Source organism: Thalassotalea litorea (assembly GCF_043642205.1).
GTDB classification, from domain to species: domain Bacteria; phylum Pseudomonadota; class Gammaproteobacteria; order Enterobacterales; family Alteromonadaceae; genus Thalassotalea_A; species Thalassotalea_A litorea.
In genome coordinates this window covers 119805-133541 of record NZ_JBHZSG010000007.1, presented here as the reverse complement: position 1 = coordinate 133541, position 13737 = coordinate 119805, and the positions used below count along the sequence as shown (strand labels likewise).

Here is a 13737-nt window from a genome sequence, read left to right as displayed (position 1 = left end):
TGTATTAATCGACTTTAGGTGGTGTTGCAAAAGTGTGATACGGCGCAGGAGATGCCACCGTCCATTCCAAACCTTCTGCACCTTCCCAGGATTTTGCTTCTGCCTGTTTACCGGCACGGATACATTTAATCACCAACGCCAGGAAGATAAGTTGTGACAGGCCAAAGGCAAAACCACCAATACTTACCCACTTGTTAAAGTCAGCAAATTGCAATGCATAATCCGGGATACGGCGTGGCATGCCCGCCAGACCTAGGAAATGCATTGGGAAAAACAACACGTTGACCGAGATCATTGAACACCAGAAGTGCAATTTACCCAGTTTTTCGTCGTACATGTGCCCGGTCCATTTCGGCAACCAGTAATAGACCGCAGCGAAAATAGAGAACAAAGAACCCGTAACCAGTACGTAATGGAAATGGGCAACAACGAAATAGGTATCATGGTATTGGAAATCTACCGGTGTCATCGCCAACATGAGTCCTGAAAACCCACCGATGGTGAAGAGAATGACAAACGCGATGGAAAACAGCATTGGTGTTTCAAAACTGATTGCCCCGCGCCACATGGTGGCTACCCAGTTAAAGACTTTTACCCCGGTCGGTACGGCAATTAACATGGTGCAATACATAAAGAACAACTCACCCGCTAACGGCATACCGGTGGTAAACATATGGTGCGCCCATACAATAAACGACAGGAATGCGATCGATGCGGTTGCATAAACCATGGAGCTATAACCAAAAAGTGGTTTACGACAAAACGCCGGGATTGTCGTCGAAACAATACCAAAAGCAGGCAGGATCATGATGTACACTTCCGGGTGACCAAAGAACCAGAATATATGCTGGAACAATACGGGATCACCGCCGCCCGCGGCATCAAAGAAAGAGGTGCCAAAGTAAGTATCCGTCAGTACCATGGTTACTGTACCCGCAAGCACTGGCATCACCGCGATTAACAAGTACGCGGTAATAAAGAAGGTCCAAACGAACAATGGCATTTTCATATATGTCATGCCAGGCGCGCGCATATTCATGATGGTAACGATAATATTAATCGCACCCATGATGGAGGAAATGCCCATAATATGTACGGCGAATACAAAGAATGCGGTACTACCGTTTGAATAGGTCGTGGATAATGGTGCGTAGAAAGTCCAGCCGAAGTTCGGACCACCGCCTTCCATAAATAAAGACGCCAGCAAAATACCGAAGGCAAATGGCAAAATCCAGAAGCTCCAGTTATTTAAGCGAGGCAGCGCCATATCTGGCGCACCTATCATCATCGGTATCATCCAGTTTGCCAAACCGGTAAAGGCCGGCATGATGGCACCAAACACCATGATTAACCCATGAACTGTGGTCATCTGGTTAAAAAAATCAGGCTCTACAATTTGCAAACCCGGTTGAAAGAGTTCTGCCCGGATAACCATGGCCATGGCACCACCGGTCAGCAACATAATGAACGAGAACCACAGGTATAACGTACCAATATCTTTATGATTGGTCGTTAACAGCCAGCGCTTAATTCCTGTCATTTTATGGTCGGCATGATGATCATGATGATCATGATGTCCATCCACGTGTTCCATTGTGTCTGTTACAGTCGTCATGTCTTACCTCATTATTCTTTTTTGGCATCGATATCGCTTGCTTGCACAAGCTCACCGGTGTCATTACCCCAGGCGTTTCGCTCATAGGTAATAACCGCAGCCATTTCTCTGGCATTTAACTGATCTTTAAAGCCCAACATGGCGGTACCCGGCTTGCCGTTTTTCACCATTTCGATATGAGCTGGAATGTCTTCGGTTACCATGGCACTGCCTTTTAAGGCAGGAAATGCTGGCGGTAAGCCCGCACCATTGGCCTGGTGGCAGGCTGAACACTTGGCGATATACACCTGTTCACCTTCTTCCATCAATTGTGCCATGGTCGCAGGTTCACTGACGCTGGCCTCGGGCTTTGCTTGTTCCGATTTTTCCTGAACCAGGGCAACCGTTTCTACGGCGTCATCTTTAGTGCCTTGTTTGTCCACGGCAGCAGACTGAGGAGTTGCAGAAAGCGCGTTAACATCCGCCGGTTGGACCATTTCACCGGTGTCATTACCCCAGGCATTGCGCTCATAGGTAATAACCGCGGCAAGTTGCTTGAGACTCAACTGCTTACCAAAGCCCGCCATTGAGGTACCCGCTTTACCATTGAGCACAATATCAATGTGAGCGGCTTTATCTTGAGTCACCATTGGGCTGCCCTTAAGAGCAGGGAAAGCTGGTGGCAGGCCCATACCATTGGGTTGGTGACATGCGGCGCAATAAGCGGTGTAAGTTTCTGAACCGAGAGTCATCAGTTCTTCCATAGACATAGTCGCACCTAAAGACTCCTGCTCAGCAAGTTTTGCCTGCTCCAGAGCCATTTTTTGCTCATCTATCCACAATGCGTAATCTTCTTCAGATTTCACCTCAACCACTACCGGCATGTAACCGTGGTCTTTACCGCAAAGCTCGGCACACTGGCCACGATAAATGCCCGGTTCGTTAACCTTGGTCCAGGCTTCATTAATAAACCCTGGGTTTGCATCTTGTTTGACGGCAAAATCTGGTACCCACCATGAGTGGATAACATCATCGGAGGTGATCAAAAAGCGAACTTTCTTATTGACCGGAATAACCAGGTGTTTATCAACTTCCAGCAAATAGTGTTCGCCTTTAGTGACATAGTTGCCTTCACGGTTATCGAATTGATCACGAGGCGTGGTTAGCACTGAATAAAATTCAATATCGGAATCAAAGTACTTGTAGTGCCATTTCCATTGGGAGCCGGTAACCTGAATAGTAATATCCGAGTTATCATTATTCTCCATGGCAATAAGCGTCTTGGTAGCCGGCCAGGCCATACCAATAAGGATAAGAATAGGAATTGCAGTCCAAAGTATTTCAACTTTAGTACTTTCGTGGAAGGTGGCGGGTTTCACACCTTTAGATTTGCGATGAAAAATCATCGACCAGAACATGGCACCAAATACAACAATACCAATGACAGTACAAATCCACATTACCAACATATGCAGCCCGAATACTTCCTGGCTGATATCTGTTACACCTTTGGTCATGTTTAACTGCATGTCTGCCCAAGCTGCGCTGGAAAACAAACTTCCCAACATCAGCCAACCCAGGTTACGTCTCTTCACTAGACATCTCCTCTGCTTTAGCGAACAAAGACAGAAACAAGCGACAGGATACAACTGAATTCGATGTCTCAAATTTCCGTAAAATTTATTTTTATTATCGGGACGGTTAAACACCTTAGTTGAGCGAAGCTCAGCTGAAATAGGTTAACAGCCCACTTTCTTACGTACCGCATTCCTACATCGAAGAAGTGGCAGGATTTAGCGTAATTTTTATGATTTTTTTTAATTCGACTTCTAGGATTACTCAATTTTTAATCAAGGTCTAGTGCTTTAAACGGTTAATTTGCTTTTTTTTAGGCAAAAACTGTAGAGTAATTGCTCACATTATGTTCGCAGGAAGTGATTTAAAAGGGAATCAAACTTTAAATATGCTCAATTCAAAACAATATGGTGCAATATTAAGGAGTAACAAGTGGTTAAAAAGTGTGCGAAGAAAAAGCGTTTATCGGGAAAAATTATGGGAGTGCGGATAAAGCGGAGAGAAAAATGAGTAATAACTACCTGAAAAGGGACCGGCCAAGTATCCCTGGATGTACTTTCAGGTAGTTAAATTGGTTTTGTTTTCAGTTACATCCAATCAGCGCTACGAATAACACCGACGGCTATGCCTTCAATATTAAATTGCTGGCTGGTCAAATCGACCTTGATAGGATCAAAGTCTTTGTTTTCGGCGTGCAGGTAAACCACATTCCCTTCTCGTTTATAGCGCTTAACCGTAACGTCTTCTTCTACCCGAGCGACGACAACCTGGCCATTATGGATATCTGTGGTCTGGTGTACCGCAAGCAGATCACCATCCATAATACCAATGTCTTTCATGCTTTCGCCATTTACCCTTAATAAGTAATCGGCAGACGGGTGAAACAAATTACCGTCAATTTGATATCTGTCTTCAACATGTTCCTGAGCCAGGATCGGTTCGCCCGCAGCGACCCGACCGATCAAGGGTAATCCCAGCTCTTCGTTATGTTCATCTGCCAGACGAATACCCCGGGAAGTGCCCGGTAACATTTCAATAAACCCTTTCTTCGCCAGCGCTTTCAAATGTTCTTCTGCGGCATTAGCTGATTTAAACCCAAAAAAGTCCGCAATTTCCGCTCGGGTTGGCGGCATCCCCGTATCAGCGATTTTTTCTTTTATTAAATCAAATATTTGTGATTGGCGCTTGGTTAAAGGACGCATAACATTCCTGTCTATCTGTACAGTACATTGTACTGTCAGTATATACAGTTGATAGCTAAAAGCAAATGAATAAACGGTTCAATTTTTAGTTTGTGGGTTCCAGTTTAATTCGAAAAAATTCCAGCACAGTTAAACTTTCTAGTCGGCCGGAACTTTTCAATGAATTTTATTTTAACATTTGATTATTATTGCTCCTCTTGGGCAGTTTATTGCGACATAAACCTGATTTAAGGGTGCAAAACTATGGAAAGTTCTTTAGCACCGTTGTCAGCTGGTATAAACTTAGACCTACTATTCCATTCAAATAAGTCGTTATGGCATCGCAGCAACCCAACAATCCCTTACACGGCATCACCTTAGAGCAGATCGTGGTCTCATTAGAGCAAAAGTTTGGTTGGGAAAGCCTTGGAGAACACGTCAAAATCAACTGTTTTCGTAATGACCCATCCTTGAAATCGTCGCTAAAATTTTTGCGTCGCACGCCGTGGGCAAGAGCTCAGGTTGAGCAACTGTATATTGAAACCATCGTTCATGGTGAGACTTTGTCCTCGGATGTGGTTCAGGACCCGGATCCCTGGGCCAATTTCAAACCTTAATACTCTGCAAAGCACATCAGTTACAGCAAGCATATTGAGTTTATCCTGTCAGATCAGAAAAATCGGATACGTTGAGTTTCATTTGTGCAGTTAACTCAAATTTTACAACCTTAAAATTGATTTAATAACGACTAAATTAACTTCCCCTTCGCTGGTAACTAGCCATGCTAATCGAATACTTTAAAGGTGATGGTTTTTTGGTATAATCAGGCACATTTTTGAGCTGTTCATCATAGTCTGAAAAAGGCTAGGGCAGCTTCCCAGGAAGGGAGAAAATTGGTAAGGATGCACAAGTGCATATATTAATTGAAAATTTATCCTATTTGTTGCCGACTCACGTGGTGTTAGAGGAAAAATTAACTAGCACGCGGCACGAGTTGTCGAAAGATCAACTCCCAACCCTGGATTGGGTCCCAAAAATTCAGAGGCGAAGATTAAGTAAGTTCATGAAAATGGCGCTTGCTTGTGCTTATGAGGCGTCGATAACTGAAGACGGTTTGGTAAAACCGATGCAATCAGTGTTTACGTCCCGGCATGGCGATCTGCATAAAACCTCGAATTTACTGTTGGATTTATCCGAACAGGAACCGTTGTCACCGACGGCGTTTAGTTTGTCTGTGCACAACGCAGTTGCGGGTTTATTTACCATATTTACCGCCAATGCTGATGCCTCAACAACTATTTCCGCTGGCGCGAATACGTTACTGATGGGGCTTATGGATGCGTATGCGAGGATAAAGAGTGGCATGGCAGAGGAAATGTTGTTTGTGCACTGTGATCAGGTCTTACCGAGTATTTATGAGCAATATAAAGATGAGATTCAGGTAGATCATGCTTTGGCATTTAGAATGCGCGTAGCAGATAACATGAGTTCTGGTAAGGGGATTAGTTTGGACGAGTTGCAAGGGGCTCTTTCTCAAGAAAGTAAACTCCCCCAAGCGATACAGTTTTTAGGTTGCTTAAAGCGTAACCGCACGTCCATTTTTTCGGCTCAAGGTCCCCTGGAGTAGAGATGAAGAAAAATTACTTTAGTTATATCTGGCGACTGTTTACTACGGCGGTTTGCTATACGACTTTTGCGATTGGAGCCGCGGTGTTAGCGCTAGTCATTTTTCCAATGCAACGGTTATTTTGGAAAGATGCAGAAATGCGTAAATCCATCGCTCGACGGACTGTACATTTTGCATTCAAATATTTTATTGGGCTGATGAAATACACTGGTACTTCGAAGTTTATCATTGAAAATGAAAATCAACTTAAGGGGCTGAAAGGGCATTTAATCCTCGCCAATCACCCTTCACTGATCGATGTAGTGGTATTGATATCTATTGTGCCGAACGCTGATTGCGTTGTGAAAGCTCATTTATTTCGAAACCCAATTATGAAGCATGTGCTAAAAAGCACGGGTTATATAAGCAATGCCGACCCTGAAGGATTGTTGAACGATTGCAAACGTTCACTTGATTTGGGTAATAATCTGATCATTTTTCCAGAGGGAACGCGAACTACCCCAGGTGAAAAAATTAAATTCTTAAGGGGAGCTGCCAATATTGCTTTGCGCTGCGATGCTAAATTACAAACTGTTTTGTTAAAAATGGAGCCAAGCACCCTGACTAAAAATGAAAAGTGGTATAAGGTCCCGCCACGTCGAATGAATTTCTTCTTAAAGCCTTTGTCGCAATCGGTAGAGCTTTCTGGAAGCGTCGAGGACGGGCTGACAAAACGCTGTAGGTCATTGACAAAACAATTAGAAAATTTCTTTCAAGAGCACTTAGAAAATTATGAACGAATTAAAAATTAAATTGAAAACTTTGATTATTGAGACTTTGGATTTGGAAGATATTTCCGTCGAAGAAATCAAAGATGACGAACCTTTATTTGTCGAAGGTCTCGGGTTAGACAGTATTGATGCTCTGGAGTTGGGTTTAGCTATCAAGAAAGCATTCCAGGTTAAACTTGATGCTAATTCAGAAGAAACCAAGAAACATTTCAGTACCGTGAATAGTCTGAGCAAATTTATATTAGAACACCAAGCGAAATAGGAATACAAATGCAAACTAGAAGTGAAATTATCGAAACATTAACCGAAATTTTAGTTAATGATTTCGAGATTGAAGCAAGTGACATTTCATTAGATGCGAATCTATATGAAGAGTTGGAACTTGATAGCATTGATGCGGTTGATTTGGTGGTTAAGCTTAGCGATATTACTGGCGAAAAAATTGATCCTGAAGCGTTCAAACAAGTTCGTACTGTAGAAGATATCGTTGTGGAGCTGGAAAAGCTTGCAGCTTAATTGATTGTGAAAATATTACTAACCATAGTCATTGCCAGCCTGTTGATCGCCTATCCAATAGCGATATATCTAGGGCTACAATATCTGCAACCACGAATCCTTGCTGTGGTGTTCATTGCGATATTGGTTGTGCGTTTATGGTTGAGCAAAGGTTTAGTTAAGCGTATACCCTGGTTAGTGCCGACGAGTATTCTTGGAGTTGCCGTATTGACGGTTACAGCATTAATCAATGACCAGGGTTTGTTATTATTTTACCCAGTGGTTATTAACCTGACTTTGTTCGCTGTATTTTCTTTTTCATTGATACAAAAGCCATGCGTCATTGAAATGCTGGCTCGCATTAAAGAGCCAGACTTACCAGCACAAGGTGTTTTATATACCGAGCAAGTAACCAAAGCTTGGTGCATATTCTTCCTGATTAACGCTGGTATTGCCTGGTATACAGCAATCTATAGCAGCATCGAAGTCTGGAGCATGTATAACGGATTTATTGCATATTTGTTGGTGGCATTAATAATAGCGATTGAATTTTTAGTGCGTCTTTATGTCAGGAAGCGGAATGAGCACGCTGCGTAGTCAACTCCGATTTCAACAAACCAATAATTTATTTGAATTTGATAGCAAACGGATAAGTAGCTATGAGTTCTTTGCAGATATTGCTAGTTATCGAGCGAAAGTCAGGAAGGGATTTCAAAATGTGGAATCTGAGTCACCCGCGGTTTTACTTTCAGAAGATGATGTTTATTTGTTTGCGGTCAGGCTGTTTGCCATTGCCAATGAAGGTGGGACTTTAGTTTTTCCGGCTAATAGTCAATCGCAAACACTCGCAGAACTGGCTGCAAGCGTCGACTTTTGTGCAGGCAGCGTTGATGTCCCAGATCTGCAAAGCCTGGAAGACATCCATGAACAATCTAGCGTTGATGAGTCGATATATTGGCCTTTATATGGCCGGCTGATATTCTTTACATCAGGGTCATCAGGACAACCGAAAAAAATAGAAAAGCAATGGGCTAACCTCAACAGTGAATTGGTTAACTTGTCGCAGACCTTTGCTATCCCTTCTGAAACCGTATTTTTATCTTCTGTGAGTCATCAACATATCTATGGCATGTTGTTTCGCCTGTTATGGCCAATCGCCAATGGGGTTACCGTGACCAAAACGATAGCTTATCCTGAACATGCCCGAGAACTTATAGAAAAACACTCTCAAATCTGCTTTGTATCTAGCCCTGCGTTTTTAAAACGTCTTGCTCTGGACAATATATTTACACCTTATCATCATAAATTTTCAGAGATTTTTTCTTCTGGTGGACCTTTAGCTGACGCTACTGCGACATTGCTCGCGCAACAATTTAAACGAGGGGTAAGACAAATATACGGTAGTACCGAGTCTGGTGGCATTGCGCATCGAACGTTTGAACAACTTCCGGCACCAGATTGGACCTTGTTTCCGGGTATTGTAATAGAAACTGATAAAGGCAGCGGTCAAATCAGACTTTCATCACCTTATATTCAAGAAACTTCTTTGCTGATGGACGACATAGGCGTTGTCACCTCAGGCAATCGATTGAAATTGCGAGGGCGAGTTGACCGGACCATTAAATTAGAAGAAAAGCGTGTAAATTTAACCCAAATGGAGCAATACTTGCGAACGCATCCGGATGTCAATAATTGCAAAATGATTGCATTGGCTCAGGAACGACAGATAATCGCAACGGTAGTGGAATACAACGGCAAGGTAGACACCGCAAATAAGCGCGCTGCACAAAACCGCCTTAAACAATTTTTAGAACAAAAATTCGAACGTGTTTGCTTGCCCAGAAAATGGCGATTTGTAGAGCAATTTCCCTATAACAGCCAGGGTAAAGTCCCCCTTAGAGAGCTGGAGAAACTTTTTGACGGAAAATAACAACACTGTGCCGGAAATACTGTCGGTACGCACTGAAAACGATAAGGTGACCCTGGAACTCTATGTCTCCGAGCAGCTAAGTTATTTTTCTGGTCATTTTCCGGGTGCGCCTATTTTACCTGGAGTTGTACAACTTGACTGGGCGGTGAAGTATGCCTGTGAGTATTTGCATATGCCTACGAATGTTGTACATCAGGTAGAGGTATTGAAATATCAAATGGTCATTAAGCCCGATTCGAAGATTGAATTGGTACTCGAGCAAAAATCAGCCAGTAAGTTCACCTTTGCGTTACTATCGCAGTCAGGTACCCATGCATCCGGAAGAGTCATAGTAAAGGATTGAGCCTTGAGTTACTGCTTTGTTATCCCTAATTTCAATCATACCGAATACCTTCAACCTTTATTGCAGGAACTTCGGAAGTATCAGCTGCCCGTGATTATGGTTAATGACGGTAGCGATGAAGATGCGAGTAATTATTTTCGTCAGTTGGAGAGTGAATACACGTTTCTTACTCTGGTTCATCATCAGCAAAATCAAGGCAAAGGAGGTGCCGTACAGAGTGGATTGAAACGGGCACATCAGGATGGCTATGATTATGCAATTCAGATAGATAGCGATGGTCAACATTGCTTGGATGATATCGAGATGATGCTCGCTCTTTCTAAGCAGAATCCACAAAGCGTGATCAGCGGCATGCCTGTCTATGATGATTCGATACCTCGTCATAGATACTGGGCGAGGTACATTACTCATTTTTGGGTGATGATTGAAACCTTGTCATTGCAACTGAAAGATACAATGTGTGGATTTCGAGTTTACCCATTACAACCTTGTATAGAATTGATGCAAGCAACGACGCTGGGTAAGCGAATGGATTTTGATATAGAAATTCTAGTGCGTTTATATTGGCGGGATGTGCCGATCAAATTCTTTCCGACGCAAGTAATTTACCCCGAAAATGGCGTTTCTCATTTCAAAGCTTTTAAAGACAACGTGTTAATCTCATGGATGCATACCAGACTAGTCTTTGGAATGTTGATGCGAAGCCCATTGTTGATAAAGAAAAGCTTAAGCTAATGTCTTCGAATCGTAACCACTGGTCGAATATTCAGGAGCGTGGCTCCTTCTTAGGTATGTCGATCTTAATGTGGAGTTATAAATTCCTTGGAAGAAAACTATTATGGATAGTGTTATTTCCTGTGGTTTTGTATTTTTACGCGACATCCCGGAGCACTCGTTCCGCCTCTCAGGAATTCATGACCCGAGTTGCTGCAGCTACCCCTTATTTTAAGAACCGAGGTCAGTTGACCACATTGAAGCATGTATGTAGCTTCGCTGATTCCGCATTTGATAAAATTGATGCTTGGCTGGGAAAAATCAGTCAGCGAGATATTGTTTACAATGATGCTTCTATTTTTCCTAAGTTAGTAGAGCAAAAGCAAGGTGCGGTGTTTATCGGTTCGCATTTAGGAAACTTAGAAGTTTGTCGTGCGCTCAGCCAATTACATAATAAAGCCGTTATTAATGTCCTTGTCTTTACTGAAAACGCAGTCAAGTTCAATAAAGCTCTCGAAAGAATTAATGCCGATGTTTCGATAAACCTGATCCAGGTTAGTGACTTGAATCCAGCGATGGCTATTCATCTCAAAGAGAAGACAGAACAGGGGGAATTCGTCGTTATTGTGGGAGACCGAACTAGCGTCTCGCAATCTGGGCGAGTGATTTATCAAGATTTTCTGGGAGCGCAGGCGCCTTTCTCTCAAGGGCCATTTATTCTGGCAGCGTTGATGGAAGTGCCTATATTTTGGTTGTTCTGTTTAAAAGACAAGGCTAAATATAGAGTCATATTTGAGCCGGTTGGACAGTCATTACCGATGAATCGAAAAAATCGTGCGCGGATAATCGAAAATCTCGTGCGTGAATATGCTCGTCGATTGGCTTATTATGCCTGCCTGTACCCTTATCAGTGGTACAATTTTTATTCTTTTTGGCAACAAGATGAAGATGTCAGCCGTCATCAAGAAATACCTAAAAAAGATAGAATGGAGAATTTGTAGTGACCTCAAATGTAGTGATGTTCGGCGCCGGTGCGCTTACCATTGAAGATATTCTCGAGATTGCTTATCAGCGTTCCAATGCTCAATTGTCTGGCGGTTCTGATTTCGTCAGAAAAATTGATGCAGGAGTTGAATTTCTTGACGCCCTTCTTAAGGAAGATGGTGTTATCTATGGGGTTACAACTGGCTATGGGGATTCGGTCACGGTAGATATTCCAATGCGCCTAGTGGAAGAACTGCCATTGCATTTAACGCGCTTCCATGGCTGTGGATTAGGTCAGTACTTTAATAAAATTGAAGGACGAGCCATTCTATCAACACGTTTAGCATCATTAAGTCAGGGTTACTCTGGCGTTAGCTGGCCATTATTAAACCTGTTAACTGAGTTCATAAATCAGGATGTGGTGCCCGTTGTTCCAGAAGAAGGATCGGTAGGGGCAAGTGGTGATTTGACCCCATTATCCTATGTCGCTGGTGCGCTGGTGGGAGAGCGCGATGTATATTTTCGAGGGGATATAGTGAATAGTTCCCAAGCCATGTCTGAGCTTGGTTTATCGCCGATAAAGCTTCGCCCTAAAGAAGGGTTGGCGATCATGAACGGTACTGCTGTGATGACAGCAATTTCCTGCCTGGCATATTCCAGAGCCGAATATTTGGCTAAGCTGGCAAGCCGGGTTACGGCGATGACAAGTTTGGCGTTGCAGGGTAATAGTCACCATTTTGACGATATTTTGTTTTCGGTAAAGCCGCACTTAGGTCAACAGCAAGTCGCTGCCTGGATCCGTGGTGATTTAAACCATCATGAGCATCCAAGAAACTCTCAGAGGCTGCAAGACAGGTATTCGATTCGCTGCGCGCCTCATGTTATTGGTGTGCTTCAGGACAGCTTAGGATTTTATCGTCAAACCATTGAGAATGAATTGAATTCAGCGAATGACAACCCGATTATCGATGGTGTTGGCGAACATGTACTGCATGGTGGGCATTTTTATGGTGGTCACATCGCCATGGTAATGGATTCGATGAAAACCAGTGTTGCTAATCTTGCCGATTTAGTTGATAGGCAGATAGCCTCCCTAGTCGACACTCGTTACAATAACGGCCTGCCTTCAAACCTCTCCTCCAGTTGCGATCAGCGCAGATTTATTAACCATGGTTTGAAAGCCGTACAGATAGGCGCTTCAGCGTATACTGCAGAAGCATTAAAATTAACCATGCCCGCCAGCGTCTTTTCGCGTTCTACAGAGTGTCATAATCAGGACAAGGTTAGCATGGGAACCATAGCGGCCAGAGACGCAATGCGGGTATTGCAATTAAGCGAACAGGTCCTAGCGAGTGGCTTGCTTGCCGCAGTTCAGGGGTTACGCATCCGTATTCAAACTGGAGTAATTGACTATCAGAGTTTGTCGGGTGAATTGGCGGCTATGTATGACGATGTAACCGAATTCTTTGACGACTTGGTTGAAGATCGCCCACTAGAGGGCGTTTTAAGGCAAACGGTTGCTTATATCCAGGAGCAAAGATGGAGCCTTTATGAAAACTAAGCGTTTTGTGCTTAAAGCGAATGTCATTATCGATGTTCCATTTCATGATTGCGATCCAATGCGCATCGTATGGCACGGTAACTATGCTCGATATTTTGAGGTAGCTCGTTGTGAATTGTTGAGAAAAATTCAGTATGACTACATCGATATGGATGCATCAGGATATATGTGGCCAATTGTTGATATGCGGATAAAGTACGTGAATTCAGCAGTATTTACTCAGAAAATCAATGTAGAAGCGTTCCTGGTTGAATATGAATCGAGGCTAAAAATTGAGTATGTCATTTCTGACGCCGGGAATGGTACGATTTTAACCAAAGGATATACGATTCAGGTTGCGGTGGATAAAAACTCCTCAGAAATGTTGTTTGCCAGTCCGCCAATCTTGTTGGAAAAGCTTAAAGGATACTTGTAATGTTCAGGATAGTGAGTTGCTTCCTTCTATTTATCGCGCCAGCTCTGCTTGCGAATTCTCTTACTACAACACAAGTTCAGGAGACTTTGGCGCTACAGTTCAGTACTGAAGCTAACGGCACTTTCGTTCAGAAGAAATATTTTGCGGCGCTGAAAAAACCTTTTATTTCCGAGGGACAGTTTAGAGTGTCCGGCACGGAATTTGATTGGTTGACAAAAAAGCCGGTAAATAGCGCTTTATTTATCCGAGGCAACCGCATTTTTTCCGAAGATAATATTGGCAATCAAGTAGAAATATCTGGTGCGAAACCGGTCGTTGAATTATTGAAAGCCGTAACTACCGGACATCTTGAAACAATCGCTACACAATTTGGATTTTTTCAGACCGAGCAGCAACAGTGTGTACTTCTGACGCCTAAGGCAAAGTCTCTTTCGGATGTTATCGCACAAATTCAATTGTGTGGTCGTGGAGTGGTTTCCGATATTAGCGTTTTGGAAATATCCGGCAATAAAACCGAAATACAATTGCTATATAACCGGGACTAGCGT

Annotated in this window: 16 protein-coding genes; 13 read left to right on the top strand and 3 right to left on the bottom strand. The window is 43.1% G+C overall.

Going from position 1 to position 13737, the window contains the following annotated elements; genetic code table 11:
• Positions 1-4 precede the first annotated feature (4 nt).
• The 3 genes from ctaD to lexA form a co-directional block, all read right to left on the bottom strand.
• Positions 5-1615, bottom strand: a complete 1611-nt coding sequence (gene ctaD / locus ACHUFQ_RS05905) for a cytochrome c oxidase subunit I (protein WP_138320138.1) — start codon at positions 1613-1615, stop codon at positions 5-7.
• 11 nt (positions 1616-1626) lie between these two features.
• Positions 1627-3162: a cytochrome c oxidase subunit II gene (gene coxB / locus ACHUFQ_RS05900; protein WP_394173913.1), complete on the bottom strand. Its 1536-nt coding sequence runs from the start codon at positions 3160-3162 to the stop codon at positions 1627-1629.
• A gap of 594 nt (positions 3163-3756) precedes the next feature.
• Entirely contained in the window at positions 3757-4371 is a 615-nt protein-coding gene (gene lexA, locus ACHUFQ_RS05895; protein ID WP_394173871.1) for a transcriptional repressor LexA, read from the bottom strand.
• Between the two features lie 314 nt (positions 4372-4685).
• On the opposite strand from lexA, the gene ACHUFQ_RS05890 reads away from it, so the two are divergent.
• The 13 genes from ACHUFQ_RS05890 (at position 4686) to ACHUFQ_RS05830 (ending at position 13734) form a co-directional block, all read left to right on the top strand.
• The gene (locus ACHUFQ_RS05890) at positions 4686-4967 is read left to right on the top strand and encodes a VF530 family protein (RefSeq protein ID WP_394173869.1); all 282 of its coding nucleotides are present in this window, start codon (positions 4686-4688) and stop codon (positions 4965-4967) included.
• A gap of 293 nt (positions 4968-5260) precedes the next feature.
• A complete protein-coding gene (locus ACHUFQ_RS05885; RefSeq protein ID WP_394173868.1) occupies positions 5261-5977 on the top strand; it encodes a beta-ketoacyl synthase chain length factor in 717 nt (238 codons plus the stop codon).
• A gap of 2 nt (positions 5978-5979) precedes the next feature.
• Positions 5980-6768, top strand: coding sequence for a lysophospholipid acyltransferase family protein (locus tag ACHUFQ_RS05880; RefSeq protein WP_394173866.1), 789 nt, complete (start codon positions 5980-5982; stop codon positions 6766-6768).
• Positions 6749-7009: a phosphopantetheine-binding protein gene (locus tag ACHUFQ_RS05875; RefSeq protein ID WP_394173864.1), complete on the top strand. Its 261-nt coding sequence runs from the start codon at positions 6749-6751 to the stop codon at positions 7007-7009. Before ACHUFQ_RS05880 ends, ACHUFQ_RS05875 begins: the two co-directional genes overlap by 20 nt.
• A gap of 8 nt (positions 7010-7017) precedes the next feature.
• Positions 7018-7263 carry an acyl carrier protein gene (locus ACHUFQ_RS05870; RefSeq protein WP_394173862.1) on the top strand — a complete coding sequence of 82 codons (246 nt, stop codon included), beginning with the start codon at positions 7018-7020 and terminating at the stop codon, positions 7261-7263.
• A 6-nt stretch (positions 7264-7269) separates the two neighbouring features.
• Positions 7270-7839, top strand: a complete 570-nt coding sequence (locus ACHUFQ_RS05865; protein WP_394173860.1) for a COG4648 family protein — start codon at positions 7270-7272, stop codon at positions 7837-7839.
• Positions 7823-9172 carry an AMP-binding protein gene (locus ACHUFQ_RS05860; protein WP_394173859.1) on the top strand — a complete coding sequence of 450 codons (1350 nt, stop codon included), beginning with the start codon at positions 7823-7825 and terminating at the stop codon, positions 9170-9172. Before ACHUFQ_RS05865 ends, ACHUFQ_RS05860 begins: the two co-directional genes overlap by 17 nt.
• The gene (locus ACHUFQ_RS05855; protein WP_394173857.1) at positions 9159-9515 is read left to right on the top strand and encodes an ApeI family dehydratase; all 357 of its coding nucleotides are present in this window, start codon (positions 9159-9161) and stop codon (positions 9513-9515) included. The genes ACHUFQ_RS05860 and ACHUFQ_RS05855 overlap by 14 nt, the downstream gene beginning before the upstream one ends.
• A gap of 3 nt (positions 9516-9518) precedes the next feature.
• Positions 9519-10250, top strand: a complete 732-nt coding sequence (locus ACHUFQ_RS05850; protein ID WP_394173855.1) for a glycosyltransferase family 2 protein — start codon at positions 9519-9521, stop codon at positions 10248-10250.
• A complete protein-coding gene (locus tag ACHUFQ_RS05845) occupies positions 10250-11230 on the top strand; it encodes an LpxL/LpxP family acyltransferase (protein WP_394173853.1) in 981 nt (326 codons plus the stop codon). The genes ACHUFQ_RS05850 and ACHUFQ_RS05845 overlap by 1 nt, the downstream gene beginning before the upstream one ends.
• A 17-nt stretch (positions 11231-11247) precedes the next feature.
• A complete protein-coding gene (locus ACHUFQ_RS05840) occupies positions 11248-12774 on the top strand; it encodes an HAL/PAL/TAL family ammonia-lyase (protein ID WP_394173911.1) in 1527 nt (508 codons plus the stop codon).
• Complete coding sequence (locus ACHUFQ_RS05835; protein ID WP_394173851.1) at positions 12764-13189, top strand: acyl-CoA thioesterase; 426 nt, start codon at positions 12764-12766, stop codon at positions 13187-13189. The genes ACHUFQ_RS05840 and ACHUFQ_RS05835 overlap by 11 nt, the downstream gene beginning before the upstream one ends.
• The gene (locus tag ACHUFQ_RS05830) at positions 13189-13734 is read left to right on the top strand and encodes an outer-membrane lipoprotein carrier protein LolA (protein WP_394173849.1); all 546 of its coding nucleotides are present in this window, start codon (positions 13189-13191) and stop codon (positions 13732-13734) included. The genes ACHUFQ_RS05835 and ACHUFQ_RS05830 overlap by 1 nt, the downstream gene beginning before the upstream one ends.
• Positions 13735-13737 lie beyond the last annotated feature (3 nt).

Coding starts and splice junctions, on each gene's coding strand:
- ACHUFQ_RS05860 (WP_394173859.1), top strand. CDS start 7,823: ATGAGCACGCTGCGTAGTCAACTCCGATTTCAACAAACCAATAATTTA.
- ACHUFQ_RS05830 (WP_394173849.1), top strand. CDS start 13,189: ATGTTCAGGATAGTGAGTTGCTTCCTTCTATTTATCGCGCCAGCTCTG.
- ACHUFQ_RS05870 (WP_394173862.1), top strand. CDS start 7,018: ATGCAAACTAGAAGTGAAATTATCGAAACATTAACCGAAATTTTAGTT.
- lexA (WP_394173871.1), bottom strand. CDS start 4,371: ATGCGTCCTTTAACCAAGCGCCAATCACAAATATTTGATTTAATAAAA.
- ACHUFQ_RS05845 (WP_394173853.1), top strand. CDS start 10,250: ATGTCTTCGAATCGTAACCACTGGTCGAATATTCAGGAGCGTGGCTCC.
- coxB (WP_394173913.1), bottom strand. CDS start 3,162: ATGTTGGGAAGTTTGTTTTCCAGCGCAGCTTGGGCAGACATGCAGTTA.
- ACHUFQ_RS05875 (WP_394173864.1), top strand. CDS start 6,749: ATGAACGAATTAAAAATTAAATTGAAAACTTTGATTATTGAGACTTTG.
- ACHUFQ_RS05890 (WP_394173869.1), top strand. CDS start 4,686: ATGGCATCGCAGCAACCCAACAATCCCTTACACGGCATCACCTTAGAG.
- ACHUFQ_RS05840 (WP_394173911.1), top strand. CDS start 11,248: ATGTTCGGCGCCGGTGCGCTTACCATTGAAGATATTCTCGAGATTGCT.
- ctaD (WP_138320138.1), bottom strand. CDS start 1,615: ATGACGACTGTAACAGACACAATGGAACACGTGGATGGACATCATGAT.
- ACHUFQ_RS05880 (WP_394173866.1), top strand. CDS start 5,980: ATGAAGAAAAATTACTTTAGTTATATCTGGCGACTGTTTACTACGGCG.
- ACHUFQ_RS05835 (WP_394173851.1), top strand. CDS start 12,764: ATGAAAACTAAGCGTTTTGTGCTTAAAGCGAATGTCATTATCGATGTT.